Origin of the sequence: Streptomyces sp. NBC_00569, from assembly GCF_036345255.1 — a bacterium.
Classification (GTDB): domain Bacteria; phylum Actinomycetota; class Actinomycetes; order Streptomycetales; family Streptomycetaceae; genus Streptomyces.
Genome location: NZ_CP107783.1, coordinates 273343 through 287093, shown reverse-complemented (window position 1 = coordinate 287093; position 13751 = coordinate 273343). Strand labels below are relative to the sequence as shown.

Sequence of the window (13751 nt, the reverse complement as noted above, 5' to 3'; positions counted from 1 at the left end):
CGACGGACACCCTGGGACCGTCAGAGATTTCCATGGGTCCGATGTCGGAGGAGATGGTCAACCTCCGGCTCAAATACGCGAACGTGCCCGCGTGCTGACGAGCGTCACCACAGCTCGGAGGTCCTTGAGTCCACCTCTCAGAGGCAGTGGCACGAAGGCCGGGGCGCCATGGATCTACCGCGTGCGGGACCCACTGTCGGCGCTCTCATCATCGGCGCTGTCGTCGCCTGGGATGTGCACAGCGAAGACGTTGATGTTGATCTCGACCACGTCCAGGCCGGTCATCGTCTCTACTGCGTCGGAGACGTGGGTCCGCAGCTGACCGGCGAGTTCATGGATCGGTATCCCGTACTCGACTTCGATGTCCACGTCGATCGCGGTCTGCGTCTCACCCACCTCCACCTTGACCGCCCGGCTGAGGCTCGACGATGCGGACATCCGGCCGGTTACCGCGCCCAGAGCCTTGGAGGCACCCTTGCCGACAGAGTGGACGCCGTCCGTCTCGCGGATGGCGATCCCGGCGATCACGGCCACCACACTGTCAGCGATGGTCGTCGTGCCGCCCGCGTCTGCTGGCGCCGCGCCCCTTCTTGACGGGGTGCTCGCGGTGGTGGGGCCGGGGGCTGTTCTTGCATGCTCGATATCGGCCATGGTTGCCTCACAGAGAGTTGCCGGCACGAGCGGCTTACGCGCGCGCTCGGGCCCTTGTTCTCACTCTGCGCTCGGCAACCGCCCTCCGCCATTCGAGTGATCAATGCGATCAACTCGGCGATGCGTCGATGAAAGGCCCCGACTTTTTGGACGCGCTGTACCGAAGCGGCGCTTGACGGTTCACAGGGATATCCGAATGTCTCGTCACATCCTCCAGACGCCTGAACGTCGCCGCTCCGATGAACAAGCACAGGCGTGCCCGGCTTTCCGGGCTCCCGGCTCCGGTCAAATGATCTATGTCATGGCTTGGCGTTTGGCCCCCTGAATGCCTCCTGAATACTGTTCTCGCGGACGTGGGGAGGGCGTATCCCCAGCTAGAAGCGTTACTGGAATGAGCCCGGTGACTCGGCGATACGGCTGGGAGGGGGCCTCTCGCCCGCGATCACCAGTGGTGGCCACCCGCGCGGAGCGGACGGTGTGCGGGGCGCGGACCGGATGCGGCTGCTCAAGGACGCGCCGACGCAGCGGAGGTACGCAACTGCCGGTCGAAGGGCGGGCAGGGCGCGACGCCTTCTGTCGTTCCCATCCCCTTGCTGTACGCCCTGCTGTACGGTCGAGGTATGTCGAAGTCAGTGACGATCCGGGTGCCCGAAGAACTGCACACTCAGCTCCAGGAGCTCGCCGAAGCCGAGGGCACGTCGGTGACCGCGCTCATCACCGAAGCCGCCCGCAACGCGGTCCGCGACCCTCGCCTCGAAGGAGCCGCAGAGGTGTTCCGCTCCTACATCGCCGAGAACGCCGACGCCTTCGACGCGGCGTTCCCCGACGACGCGCCTGCCCGGCAGGACGCCTCCAGGGCCGCCTGACGATGGACCTCTCGATCGACATCCGCTGGCTGCTGGAGCGCCAGGCGGAGGTGCTGCCCAAGCAGCCGGACATCCATGACTTCTCCAACCTCGTCGCCGCGGTCGCCAAGCACCGCGTCAACACCCCGCAGATCGGCGCAGTCGTCGACAACGCCTGGCGCGCTGCCGCGTTGATGTACGCGATCATCCGCCTGCGCCCACTCCCGGTCCGCAACGCCCTGTACGGGGCGGGCATCGCCACCGCCTACATGAGTGCCGCGGGCGAGGCCATCGACCCGCCCTACGCCGCCCTGATCGACCTCGCGCGTGACATCGACGCCGGCCGTACGGACACGTACGGCACAGCAGACCGCATCCGCTCCTGGAGAATCTGAGACGGCCTTCGCGTCGGGGGCACGAGGGGGGACTATGCGGCACAACCGTTCTTTCGGTGGGTACTGACGCTCGGCGTTTTGCTGTTCGGCTGGTCGGCCTACCTGTACGCGTCGTATCCCGATACGCGGCAGATCGACCTCACCGTGATCAGCGAGAAGCATGACGGCCGGTGCACGGTTCGCTGGCAGGATCCGTACCACGACGGGGGTCGCCGGCGTGAGAGCGCGTACCGGTGCGATCCGGACCGCGATGCGGTACTCAAGGCACCGAACTATGACCCGGACACGGGGTACGGCTGGGACACCGGCTTCATGTTCACCGAGGGCCGGCACAGGGGTGACCTGGAGCCGTCGCTCGAGGAGGCAGAGCCCTACGCCCTGTCCGACGCGCTCGTGCTGATCGGGCTGGCCTTGATCGCCGTCGGTCTCATCGGGGGAACATCCGCGCCTCGATACGCCTGGCCGGCGTACGCCCCAAGACCGTGGCACGAGCACGGAAGTTGTACGAGGCCGCCGACCAGGCGGCGCGGGACCACGCGCAGGCTCGCGACGCCGTGCGCGTGGCGTGGAGCGCGCTGCGCCGCGAGCAGATCGACGCGAAGCTGAGCGCTGTCCCCGTCGCGCGGCTGATCAAGGGAGCGGCGGTCAGCCGACGGTACGGGACATGGAAGCGGCCGGAGTCCGCACGGCGCGCGATGTACTCGACGCCGGAGTGCTGGGTCTGGGACATGCCGGAGTGGACCGTCGTTCGGCCGAGCGCGTCCATACCGCCGCCCGCCGTCTCTCCGGCGACGTCGAGGCCAACCTGTCGGTGCGCGTCGATCCCGCCACCCCCGGACCGCACACCGTCGCCCTGCTTGTTGCGCTGCAAGTCCTGCTGGAGGCCGGCGCCGAGGGGCGCCAGACCGCACGCGCCGGCGAGGAACTCGCCACCGGGCTCGAACGGGCCCTCGCCGAGGCCGAACCCGCATCTGGATACCGGACCATGCTGCGCGGCGGCCGGGAACAGCGGGAGATCGCCCGCTCCGCCGTCACTGAACTGCGCTCTCTCATGGCCGTCGCCGAAAGGGAAGGGCTCCCCGCTCGCTTCGCCCAGACGTCCGTCGACCTGCTGCGCGTACCGGACGACGGGAACCTCGGCCTGTCCGCACGCGTGGACTTCGAGAGCCGCACCCGGTCAGTACTACGGATTGCTGGCACAGGTAGTGGCCTCATAGGGCGCTCCTGCACGTCCTTGCACCACCCTGCTGGCCCGGCCAGCAGGGTGGTGCAGCGGCTCGGCGAGGTGTGGCCGGCTACTTCACATCTACCCGGAGGGTCTCTGCCCGGGGCTGGAGCGCCTCTGATCGGTGGGTTCGCCGAACTCGCTGCCCGGCGCCGCTGCCCCGACCAGCGCCGGCGGTCAGCTATTCCTCTCCCGAGTGGTCCGCGTTGGTGCCGGCTGCGGTCAGGTGTCCACCGCTGTCGGGTATCTCGTGATCCCTGATGTGGCCGAACCTACGAGAGCTCCTTGCGCATCAACGTGCACATCGTTTCGTAGCGGCGCAACGAACCATCCTGGGCCTGCTCGTCCCAGGAGTCAGGCTGACGGTCGAAGGCGGCATAGCCCAGTCGTTCGTACAGCGCCCGAGCCCGGGGGTTGCTCTCCTCCACGCCGAGCTCAGCCTGCCGCAGACCGCGGTTCTGGATCCGACGTTCCGCGGCTTCGACAAGGAAGGTGCCGATCCCGCACGACTGCAATGCCGGATGGACTGCCAGCTGCCACAGAGTGCCGACACCTTCCTTGACCTGGTAGTCGATGCCGCCCTTCGCTACGGGAATATCTGTTGCAGGGCAGACCGCAAGGTAGTCGACCTCGCCGAGCCGGGCACGCTCCAATTGCGTCGCGACGCCGGCCAAGTGGTGTTCGGACCCTGACCACCCACACGACGCGAGGTCCGCATGCGCGAAGTCGCGTGCCGAAAGCTTCAACACAACATTGATCATCTTCACCGCCTCCGACCAGCCAGCATCCAATCCGGTCCCACGGTACGCAACGCCGTTTCCTCCCCGTGCTCCTGGCGGGTCACGACCCCGGCTCACGGGCATGCGTTCCGGCGACTGCGACAGGACACGCTTCGCGCATCCCAGAAAGCCCAACCAGGTGGGTCATGTCGAGTACGACGAGCGCTTGCAGGAGATGGCTGTGCCGGCGACCCAACTTGGGAACACCAACGCCCTGTAGCGTCGAGTGGACCGGGGCGGTGGGTTTATCGACGCGGGGCGGCTCGCGCAGCGCAAGCAGAAGGGGCACCCATACACCGGAGGCCTGTTGGGTTCACGCTCGGTGACCGGCCGACGCGACCGCCTCGCCTCACCACCGGGCCGCCCCGATGGGGTGTCCGTCGCTGCTCTGATGCAACTCGAGGCGGTTGCCGCACAGGGCAGCAGGTGTGCCGCCCTGTTTGCGGCACGCAGGGGCGAGGCTGTCGGGGGGCGACGTGGAGAGTGCTCGAGGGTGGGCGGTGCGGGCCGTGCGGGAGGAGTGCTTCCGGCCCGCACCGGAGATGGGAGCTCAGCCGTTGAGCCAGTCCCGGTAGTGCGTGGCCGCCAGGCGGGCGTCCGGGCCGGGGGTGAGGACGTCACCCTGGACGGCTGCGAACAGGCCCGCCTGATCGTCGACGACGACCGGTCGCTTGTCCCCGCGGGCGGCCAGCGTGATGCGGCCGAGCTCGTCGAGTGTGAACGCGTCGGGTCCGGCCACGTTGAGGATCCCGCCGAGCGGCGCTCCGGTGGCCACGTCCGCGAGGGCGTTGACCACGTCGGCGCTGGCGATCGGCTGAATGGGTGTGGCGGGCAGGCGTACGGCGGTCTCGTCCGAGGTCCACGACATGGTCGGCTCCATGAATTCGAAGAACTGCGTGGCGCGCACGATCGAGTAAGGCGTGGGGCCGCTGCGCAGCAACTCTTCCTGCAGCGCCTTGGCGCGGTAGTAGTCCAGCTCGGGCACCTGGTCCACGCCGACGATGGAGAGCGCGACCTGATGGCGTACGCCGGCTCGCTTGCCCGCGTCGAGCAGGTTACCCACCGTGGTCCGGAAGAAGTCGAGGGACTGCTCGTCGAAGGTGGGGGAGTTGGTCACGTTGACGACGGTGTGGGCGTCGGTGAGGGCCTGGTCGAGGCCGGCCCCGGTGAGCAGGTTGACGCCGGACGACAAAGACGCCGTCGTCACGTCGTGACCCTGACCGGTGAGCTTCGTGGCGAGCTGGGAGCCGATGAGACCGGTACCGATGACGGTGATCTTCATGGTGTGCCTTCTTCCGTGAGTCGAGCCTTCACTCAAACTCGGACAACTGATGTCCGGGATAATACTCGGATAGACTGTGTCCGAGTCAAATGGAGGTGAGCATGAAGTTGTCCGGTGGCGTGGAGTGGGCGCTGCACTGCTGTGTGGTGCTGACCGCGGCCGACGAGCCCGTGCCGGCGGCCCGGCTGGCCGAGCTCCACGACGTGTCGCCGAGCTACCTGGCCAAGCAGATGCAAGCGCTGGCCCGAGCTGGTCTGGTCCGCTCGGTCCAGGGAAAGACCGGCGGCTACGAACTCGTGAAGAGCGCCCATGACATCACCCTGCTGGACGTGGTCCAGGCTGTCGACGGGGCGAGCCCCGCATTCGTGTGCACCGAGATCCGCCAGCGCGGACCATATGCAACCCTTCCGGAACAGTGCACGAAGCAGTGCCCGATCGCCCGGGCCATGGGTGCCGCCGACGCGGCATGGCGGGCATCTCTGGCGGCCGTCACCGTCGCCGACCTCGTCACGTCAGTGGAGGGCGACAGCGGCCCCGAGGCGCTGCCGACGATCGGCGCCTGGCTGACCGAGGGGCCGGGCGCGCGCGGATCCGGCTGATCACACCAGAGCGCTCTCCGCGGAGCGGCGTGTTCGCGGGCGAAGTCGACGATGCCGGCTGCCATGGCCGCTGTCGGCCCACACGAGTGTGATCTTGCGCGGGAGTTGGCGGAGTTGTTCGAGCAGCGGGATGCCGGCGTTGCTGTCCTGGGCGTTCGCACCGGTCACCAGCACCACCAGCAGCGACATCCCGAGGCAGCCCACGGAGATTCGCCGATTGGGGCCGCCTACCTTCTTGCCGTTGTCCCCAGCCGCGAGTTGAGGCGCTGACGGTCTCGGCCACCCGCACGGACTGTGAGTCGAAGATCCCTGCTGTCGGCCCCAGCGAACGCCGCTCGGCCTGTCGCGCCCGTCCGTGGAGCTGGTGGTGGAACTCTGGGCCAGCCCCTGCTCGCGCCACCGGCTGACGAACGCATGGACCGTGCTCCAGGCCGGAGAACCGACGGGCATTCGCCCGTCACTTGATGCCCCAGTCCGTGGGACAGTGCAACACATTAAGCAACTTGAGATGGCAGTAGTCTTCGGATTGTCCCTCTCAGCCTTCCAGTTGGCATCCGTCGGATCACCCCGCCACGCGTCAGGCGCAACGATCCGACGAGCGCAACGGTGCATGATCGCGTGGACGGAACCCGCGGTGAATCGCACCAATGGTGCGGTGTAGTGGTGTCAGAAGTAGCTGGTGATCAGCCACGCCGCGACGCCGAGCACCGCAAGATAGCCGCCGACGGAGACCGTCTTGCCCACCGTCACATATCCGGCGTCCTCGATCCAGGTGCCGATGACGCCGACCAGCGGCGCCCCGACCATGATCAGCACGAGCCCTGTCAAGAAGCTCATCCACGCCCCCAGTTGACATTCCTGTCCCGTGATCCGGCGGCGAGCCTAGGGGCCGTGGGGCACCACTGGAAGGGCTCTTCCATAAACGAGGTCGAGTCGCCCGCCATGACGAGCGCCGCTACGTCTTCCTCGGCACCACCACAGCAGCAATCCTTGTCATTTGGCACCGAACGTGACCGCGCGAACAATGCTTACAGCGTGCCGCCGCGCTTGCGCTTACCGCCGGCGCACTGCCCCACCGCCATGACGATGAGTCCGGCCAGGAGAATCGCGCTGCCGATCAGTGTTCCCGACGCCCGAGTGTCCGAGGCGCTGAACCCGAAGGCGGTCTGCCAGCACAGCGCGAAGGCCACCATCAGCTGTCCCCAGCCGTAGATCCGCGGGACGCGAACATGGCGCCGGTTCATGGGGGGCACCCAGCCGCGGGCAATCGCCGCTGCGCCGGAGGCAGCGTAAAGCAACGCGAACAGCACAAGAGGCACAGCGATGTACAGCGTCACGGGTTCTCTCCTGTGTGCCTGGCGCCCCATGCCCAACAGCAGCGTGATGATGACACGTGGGGCATCCGCGGGGCCCCGAGGGCCATGTGATCCTATTCGTTCCTGTTGGGTACCAGACGATACCCAAGTCCTCCAATTGAACTGCGAGTTCAGTGAAATCGCCACACCACCCAATGCGGCGTCAAGTCGGTTCCGGTGCAGGGCGTCGGCCAGGTGGAGGCCGCAACGAGGCGGCCCTCGACCGAGTAGCGTGGTGCGTTGGCGTGTGACACGTGGTTGTTGAGTTCGTGCCATTCCGGCGGAGTTCCGGGCGGGTGACGAGAGCCGTACCCGCGCCGATCGGCGGCGCATCCCAAATGCTTTGCCGAGATGGTCCCGGGACGTACCGCGATGGCGAGCCTGGCCGAGCCAGGAGCGGGGATCGTCGTCGGCCTGGTGTTGAATCGCGGCCATGCGAGGCATTTGGCCCATATGGGCATAGTCGGCGGTTATAGCTACGATTTCCCATGGTTTCATCTCGCCATGGAGGAGATCAGATGATGACTGGAGACGAACAGGCGGCCACGTCTCGGCGACGCGTGCTGGCCGCTGCCGCACTGGCACCGGTGCTGGCCGGGGCGGGGCCGGCCAGCGCCGGCGGGATGCCCGACGGGGCGATGGTCAAGCCGGTGACCACCACCGTGTCGGACTGGGCGGCCGTAGCGAAAGTGCTGGGCCGTAGCGGCTCACTGCTGAGAGGGACGACCTACCACACCCCCTACCCGCGCGATGATCTTCGAGTCGTCGTCGAGGGCAACATCGTGATCACCCCGGAGCTCGCGCTGGGTGCGCACGTGGCCTTCGTCCGGTACGCCGACCGCAGCACGATGTGCATGGGCGACGTGGCGGTCACCGAAAGGGAACTGCAGCGGGTGGTCGACACCTGGCAGGCGCACGGAATCGCGCTGACCGCGCTGCACAAGCATCTGCCCGCCCAGAGCCCCGACGTCTGGTGGGTCCATGTCCACGGACACGGCCAGGACGAACTGGCCCTGGCGCGCGGCCTGCGCGCGGGATTCGACCGCACCGGCATCCCGCCGGCGACACCGTCCGGCCCGCCGAGCCCCGTCGCCCTGGACATTGCCGGAATCGAGGCTGCGCTGGGCGCCAAGGGTTCCAGTGACGGTGTGGTCTACAAGGTCGTCTTCGCCCGCCGCGAGACGATCTCCGACGGCCATCTGGTACTGCCTTCCGGTCTGGGCGCGACCAGCGCGTTCATTTTCCAGCCGTTGGGCAAAGGCAGGGCAGCGCTCAGCGGCGACTGCGTCATGCTCGCCGAGGAGGTCCAGAACGTACTGGGAGCCTTGCGGCGGGGCAGGATCCAGCTCGTCGAGCTGCACAACCACCACTTGACGGAGAGCCCTCGCCTGTTCTTCACCCATTTCTGGGCAGTGGGCGATGCCGTCGAGCTCGCCAAAGCGCTGCGCCCCGCAGTGGATGCCACCAACGTGGTGCCGACCACCTCCTAGCCTTCCTCGGCATCACGCCTGCACCCTCATCTCGTCCGCTACCGCGGACTCACCGAATGGGATGACACGACCTGCCGGTAGGCGACCGATCCGGTCGGCGGGATGCAGCGCCGGACCGGCCGTGCGAACCGATGAGCTTGCCGCCGGACCGGTGCACGGCCACGAGGTGCGCTGAAAGGCCGTTGAGGTCGCGGTGCGTGACCTGGCGTCCAGCGCCGGCGGCCACCGCGGCCCTGCGTGCCGTCGACCTGCCTGGCGCCCGGAGATGAGGGCGCCTTCGCGTTCGTCTGCTCCGCACGGGTGGGGCTGGCAAGTGCGCGTCACGTCGTCAAGTCGCCCCGGAAAAAGCCTGTTTGAGGCGTTGCCCAGCTGCCGGCTGCAGGCATCGGACGAGTCGTGTCACTGCGATCGTCGAGAGTTTCTTCCGTGCCTCAGAGCCCCGTGTAACTGGTCTCCGCACATTCGACATCCACGCGCCTGAGATCTGTCGCCGCCGCCACCGCTGTGGCTGTGGCCGCGTTCCTGCCCTCCACCGCGGTTCACGCAGCGGTTCCGTCCGCTTCGCCCGCCCATGGATCACCAGCGTCAAGCGGTGCGTCGGTCACCTCGGTCAGGGTGCCGCTGCCCACCGGCGACCCGGTGACCGTCGAACGTTTCGGAGGCACGGCCCGTTCGGCCGGCGTCACTCCCGCTTCCGGCCGGGAGAACGTCGCCTTCAGCACCAGTGGGGTCGGGTCCGGTGGCCTCAGCGTCGTACTCGCGGAGGCTGAGCCACTGCTCTCCGCGGGGCCGCTGGACCCTCGTCTGAAAGGATTGGACGGGGTGATGCTCGTGCTTGTAGCTTGCAGTTGACCGTGACACCGCCCGAGGAGGTGAGACCCATGAACGCTGTAGCGATGTGGGTGCTCCCCCTTACCGTCACGGCCGGCGATTGACGTTGGTGTCGCCGGGAGCGCCTCGACAACAAGGCACTCCCGAAAGGCAACACCTATGGACTCTGAGAAGTTCACTATCGAGCCGTCATCGAACGACACGGTCGAGCGCGACTTCACCGTGAGCGACGTCCCCGGCCTCCGGTCGTCGGCCTCCGACGCCGATCGCAAGTCCCTCATGTTCGACGTGATCATTGCCGGGTGCGGGCCGACCGGAGCGATGCTGGCCGCCGAACTGCGGCTGCACGGCGTGCGGGTACTCGTCCTGGAGAAGGAAACCGAGTCCAAGTCGTCCGTCCGTATCGTCGGTCTGCATGTGCGCAGTCTTGAGCTGATGGCGATGCGCGGACTGCTGGATCGCATGCTCGAACACGGAAGGCAGCGTCCGGCCGGCGGATTCTTCGCCGCCATCAACAAACCCGCGCCCAAGGGCCTGGATTCCGCGCACGCCTATCTGCTGGGCATCCCGCAACCAGTCATCGAGCGCCTGCTCGAAGAGCATGCGATCCGAAGGGGTGCGCAGGTCCGGCGCGGTTGTGCGGTGGCCGGCTTCGAGCAGGACGACCAGGGTGTGACCGTCGAGCTGGCCGACGGTGAACAAGTGCGTTCGCGCTATCTCGTCGGCTGTGACGGCGGGCGCAGCACGGTGCGCAAACTGCTCGGCGTCGGCTTCCCCGGCGAGCCCTCGCGGACCGAGACGCTGATGGGCGAGATGGAAGTGGGTGTGCCGCAGGAGGAGATTGCCGCCAAGGTGACCCAAATCGGCGAGACCAACAAGCGATTCTGGCTCAGGCCCGTCGGCGGAGGGGCATATAGCGTCGTAGCCCCCGCGGCGGGAGTCAGCGATCGCGCGGAACCACCTACCCTCGAGGATTTCAAACAGCAGCTGCGCGCCATCGCCGGAACCGATTTCGGCGTGCATTCCCCGCGCTGGTTGTCTCGCTTCGGGGACGCCACCCGGCTGGCCGAACGGTATCGGGTCGGGCGGGTGCTGCTGGCCGGCGATGCGGCACACATCCATCCACCCACCGGTGGACAGGGCCTCAACCTGGGCCTTCAGGACGCATTCAACCTCGGCTGGAAACTCGCCGCACAGATCCGCGGCTGGGCGCCGAGAACACTGCTGGACACCTACCAGTCCGAACGCCATCCGGTCGCCGAGGACGTGCTGGACAACACCCGCGCCCAGATGGAACTGCACTCCACCGAACCGGGCCCGCAGGCCGTACGCAGGCTGCTCACCGAACTGATGGACTTCGACGAGGTGAACCGCTATCTCATCGAGAAGATCATCGCGATCGGCATCCGCTACGACTTCGGCGAAGGCCCCGATCTGCTTGGACGCCGCATGCGCGACATCGACGTGAAACAGGGCCGCCTCTACGGTCTGCTGCATCGCGGCCGGGGACTGCTGCTGGACCGCACCGAACGTCTGGCCGTCGGCGGCTGGTCGGACCGGGTCGACTACGCCGCGGACCCCACCGCGGCACTGGATGTTCCCTGCGTCCTGCTACGCCCCGACGGCCACGTCGCCTGGATCGGCGACGATCAGCAGGACCTGGACGACCACCTTTCCCGCTGGTTCGGCAAGCCCGCCAACTGATTTCGCCCGAGCAATCGAAAGGTCCGTGAGGAGGGTCGTGGCCAGTAGCCACTGACCATCGGAAGGTTGGAGGCGGCATCAGCCGTGGTGCTCTGGCGTATGGGTCGGCCGGCGAGGAGGGGCAGCCTCCGAGTGACGACCGGCAGACGGTGTCAGAGCACCACGGAGTGGATGGGCGCAGGCGGCCGTGCGTTCGTCTGACGGCCGTGCGTCGAACATCTACGACGCCCTCTGGGCCTCTCAACTGCCCGTTTCGACTGTTCACCTTCCGCTAGGCGTTCGTTTTGCCCTGGCAGGGCGTTTTTACGAAATGTCATCTCATGCGGCTAGGTAATCAAATAGTAAAGAAAGGGTTTCGATTCCACCGGCTCCGCACTGTGGGGGAGCCTCAACCCTTTCGGGTCGGCGCAACCTGATCAAGCAACTGGCTCGGGAACCAATCCGGACGACGAGGGAGCCTGATCATGGCCGATGTCGACGTACTCGTGGTGGGCGCGGGCCCAGTGGGCCTGACGGTGGCGGCCGAACTGCGGCGGCACGGCGTGGACTGCCGCATCGTCGATCAGCTGCCCGACCCACAACCACATGCCAAGGCCATCGGCATCGTGCCCCGCACCCTGGAGGTGTGGGACGCCATGGGCCTGGTCCATAAAGTGCTGGACGAGGCGGTGCCCCACCGGGGCCAGCTGGTCTACATCGACGGCAAGCCACGCCCCCGCGTCGAGCTCAGTCTGCCGCCCGAGATCCCCTACCCCTTCGCCACTCTGCCTCAGTGCACGACCGAGCGGCTGCTCACCGAGCACCTTGCGCGCTTCGGCACGGAGGTGGAGCGGTCGACCGAGCTCCGCTCGGTGGAGACACGCCCGGACGAGGTGGAAGCCGTCCTCGCGCACGCCGACGGCCGGATCGAGAAACTGCACGCCCGCTACGTCGTGGGCTGCGACGGCGCGCACAGCCTGGTCCGCAAGTCGGCCGGCCTGGCCTTCGAGGGCGACGCCTTCCCCGAGCAGTACATGATCGGCGACGTCGAGGTCGACTGGGAACTGCCCGCCGGGTACAGCATGCGGTCTGTACACCTGGACGCGAACGGCGAGATGGACGACATGGTCGTCTGCATTCCGATGCCTGGAGTTCGGCGGTACTGGCTGTCGATGCTGTGCCCCCGCGCCCATGCCGCAGGCGAAGACGGCGCGAGCGCGCCGGACGAGGGCACCCTCGGGCTGGGGGAGGGCCAAGGACCGGACCTCGGCCAGATCCAGGCTGTGCTCGATCGGCTGTCCCCGGAGGTGACGACCGCCTCCACGCTGCGCTGGTCGTCCATCTTCCGGACCAGCCACCGCCTGGTGGACCGCTACCGGAGCGGCCGCCTCTTCGTCGCTGGGGACGCCGCGCACATCAATCCGCCGATCGGCGGGCAGGGCCTGAACACCGGCGTGCAAGACGCCCACAATCTCGCCTGGAAATTGGCCCTGGCCGTCCGCGGTCTGGCGGCGGGCGACCTGCTCGAGAGCTATCACGCCGAACGCCACCCGGTCGCGCAGGAGGTGGTCGACCGCACTGTCCGCCATGCAAGCACCGTTCGCCGTGCCGGCTCCGGCCTCATCAGCAACGGGGACGAAGCCGAGATGATGCTGCGGCGCCAGGCTCAGCTGCTGGTCGCCTACCCGGACAGCCCGTTGACCCAGCCGCAGGCGGCGGACCACACACCTGAGGCTGGTCCCGCCCCCGGCGACCGGGCACCGGACTGCCGCGGTCTGCTGAGCGACCTCGCCTCCTACCCGCGGCGGCTGTTCGACCTGCTGCGCACTCCGCGACATGTGCTGCTGCTGTTCGCGGACTCGGAGCACGCGTCGGGCGAGGGTGCCGCCCGGCTCGAGGCCTGCGCCGCCGAGGCGCACCGCGTCGCCCACGGCCTGCTCGACGCCTATCTGGTCACCGCCGCAGAGGTACCGGAGGACGCCCGCCCCGTCGGCCTGCGCCCGCCGCGGGTGCGGGACGCGGCGGGCGAGTTCCGCGACGCCTATGCGCCGCGTGCCGGCGAGGCCATCCTGATCCGCCCGGACGGCTACCTCTCCGGACGCTTCCACCCCGCCGTACCGGAATCCCTGACGGCGCATCTGGGCCGAACCTTCGCCTGACTTCCGATGTCGCGGGCGGAGCGCCGCCGGTGACGGAACTACGGGCGCGCCCTCGAAGAGCGAGGCACACCCGCCTACGGGCAGTCAGCCCCGGGGCGGGTGTTGTCACGTTGGAAGTCATCTCATGCGGGTGAGCCTGCGAGAGCGGATGAAGGTGCGGGCGATGCCGGTGAACGCCAGGAAGTGGTCGGCATTGCGTTCGTAGGGGCGGTGGGGGCGGGGCAGGCGACGAGCCAGGACATGGTGCGTTCGATGGTCCACCGGTGTCGTCCGAGTCGCTGCGAGATCTTGATGCCCTTGCGGGCGATGCGGTGCCGGATCCCTCGCTGGGATATCCACTGCCGCAGGTGGTTGTAGTCGTAGCCCTTGTCCGCGTGGGGATGCCGGCCGGCGTCGCCGGGGCCTCGCCAGGAGCGGATCGGCGGCATCCCTTCCCGAGCGAGACGAGGGCCTGGCT

14 protein-coding genes are annotated in these 13751 nt (G+C 67.8%); 8 read left to right on the top strand and 6 right to left on the bottom strand.

All coding sequences use genetic code 11. The annotated features are described in order from the left end of the window. Positions 1-174: 174 nt before the first annotated feature. Entirely contained in the window at positions 175-651 is a 477-nt protein-coding gene (locus OHO83_RS01345; protein ID WP_266679758.1) for an Asp23/Gls24 family envelope stress response protein, read from the bottom strand. A gap of 620 nt (positions 652-1271) precedes the next feature. Here OHO83_RS01345 and OHO83_RS01340 point away from each other — a divergent pair. The 4 genes from OHO83_RS01340 (at position 1272) to OHO83_RS01325 (ending at position 3377) form a co-directional block, all read left to right on the top strand. Then, positions 1272-1517 carry a YlcI/YnfO family protein gene (locus tag OHO83_RS01340; protein WP_266679759.1) on the top strand — a complete coding sequence of 82 codons (246 nt, stop codon included), beginning with the start codon at positions 1272-1274 and terminating at the stop codon, positions 1515-1517. Positions 1518-1519: 2 nt separating this feature from the next. Beyond that, positions 1520-1891, top strand: a complete 372-nt coding sequence (locus OHO83_RS01335; protein ID WP_389572512.1) for a toxin Doc — start codon at positions 1520-1522, stop codon at positions 1889-1891. A 78-nt stretch (positions 1892-1969) separates the two neighbouring features. Beyond that, a complete protein-coding gene (locus tag OHO83_RS01330) occupies positions 1970-2497 on the top strand; it encodes a hypothetical protein (RefSeq protein WP_330278486.1) in 528 nt (175 codons plus the stop codon). 58 nt (positions 2498-2555) lie between these two features. Continuing rightward, the gene (locus OHO83_RS01325; protein ID WP_330278485.1) at positions 2556-3377 is read left to right on the top strand and encodes a hypothetical protein; all 822 of its coding nucleotides are present in this window, start codon (positions 2556-2558) and stop codon (positions 3375-3377) included. Between the two features lie 11 nt (positions 3378-3388). On the opposite strand, the gene OHO83_RS01320 is transcribed toward OHO83_RS01325, so the two are convergent. Together OHO83_RS01320 and OHO83_RS01315 are read right to left on the bottom strand one after the other, a co-directional pair. Next, positions 3389-3877 (bottom strand): GNAT family N-acetyltransferase, encoded by a 489-nt coding sequence (locus tag OHO83_RS01320; protein ID WP_330278484.1) that lies wholly within the window; start codon positions 3875-3877, stop codon positions 3389-3391. A gap of 568 nt (positions 3878-4445) precedes the next feature. After that, complete coding sequence (locus OHO83_RS01315; RefSeq protein WP_266679763.1) at positions 4446-5177, bottom strand: SDR family oxidoreductase; 732 nt, start codon at positions 5175-5177, stop codon at positions 4446-4448. A gap of 101 nt (positions 5178-5278) precedes the next feature. On the opposite strand from OHO83_RS01315, the gene OHO83_RS01310 reads away from it, so the two are divergent. Further along, positions 5279-5776: an RrF2 family transcriptional regulator gene (locus tag OHO83_RS01310; RefSeq protein WP_330278483.1), complete on the top strand. Its 498-nt coding sequence runs from the start codon at positions 5279-5281 to the stop codon at positions 5774-5776. Here OHO83_RS01310 and OHO83_RS01305 read toward each other — a convergent pair whose 3' ends face one another. The 3 genes from OHO83_RS01305 to OHO83_RS01295 all read right to left on the bottom strand — a co-directional run bounded on the left by OHO83_RS01305 (position 5777) and on the right by OHO83_RS01295 (position 7113). Next, positions 5777-6226 (bottom strand): transposase, encoded by a 450-nt coding sequence (locus OHO83_RS01305; RefSeq protein ID WP_330278482.1) that lies wholly within the window; start codon positions 6224-6226, stop codon positions 5777-5779. It abuts the gene before it with no gap. 216 nt (positions 6227-6442) lie between these two features. Further along, a complete protein-coding gene (locus OHO83_RS01300; RefSeq protein WP_330278481.1) occupies positions 6443-6613 on the bottom strand; it encodes a hypothetical protein in 171 nt (56 codons plus the stop codon). Positions 6614-6804: 191 nt separating this feature from the next. Then, entirely contained in the window at positions 6805-7113 is a 309-nt protein-coding gene (locus tag OHO83_RS01295) for a hypothetical protein (protein ID WP_330278480.1), read from the bottom strand. A 536-nt stretch (positions 7114-7649) separates the two neighbouring features. Between OHO83_RS01295 and OHO83_RS01290 the strand changes: the two genes are divergently transcribed. The 3 genes from OHO83_RS01290 (at position 7650) to OHO83_RS01280 (ending at position 13294) form a co-directional block, all read left to right on the top strand. Further along, positions 7650-8621 carry a DUF1259 domain-containing protein gene (locus OHO83_RS01290; RefSeq protein ID WP_330278479.1) on the top strand — a complete coding sequence of 324 codons (972 nt, stop codon included), beginning with the start codon at positions 7650-7652 and terminating at the stop codon, positions 8619-8621. A 990-nt stretch (positions 8622-9611) separates the two neighbouring features. Beyond that, positions 9612-11156, top strand: a complete 1545-nt coding sequence (gene rox, locus OHO83_RS01285) for a rifampin monooxygenase (RefSeq protein ID WP_330278478.1) — start codon at positions 9612-9614, stop codon at positions 11154-11156. Between the two features lie 464 nt (positions 11157-11620). Beyond that, positions 11621-13294, top strand: a complete 1674-nt coding sequence (locus tag OHO83_RS01280; RefSeq protein ID WP_266679775.1) for an FAD-dependent monooxygenase — start codon at positions 11621-11623, stop codon at positions 13292-13294. Positions 13295-13751: the final 457 nt, after the last annotated feature.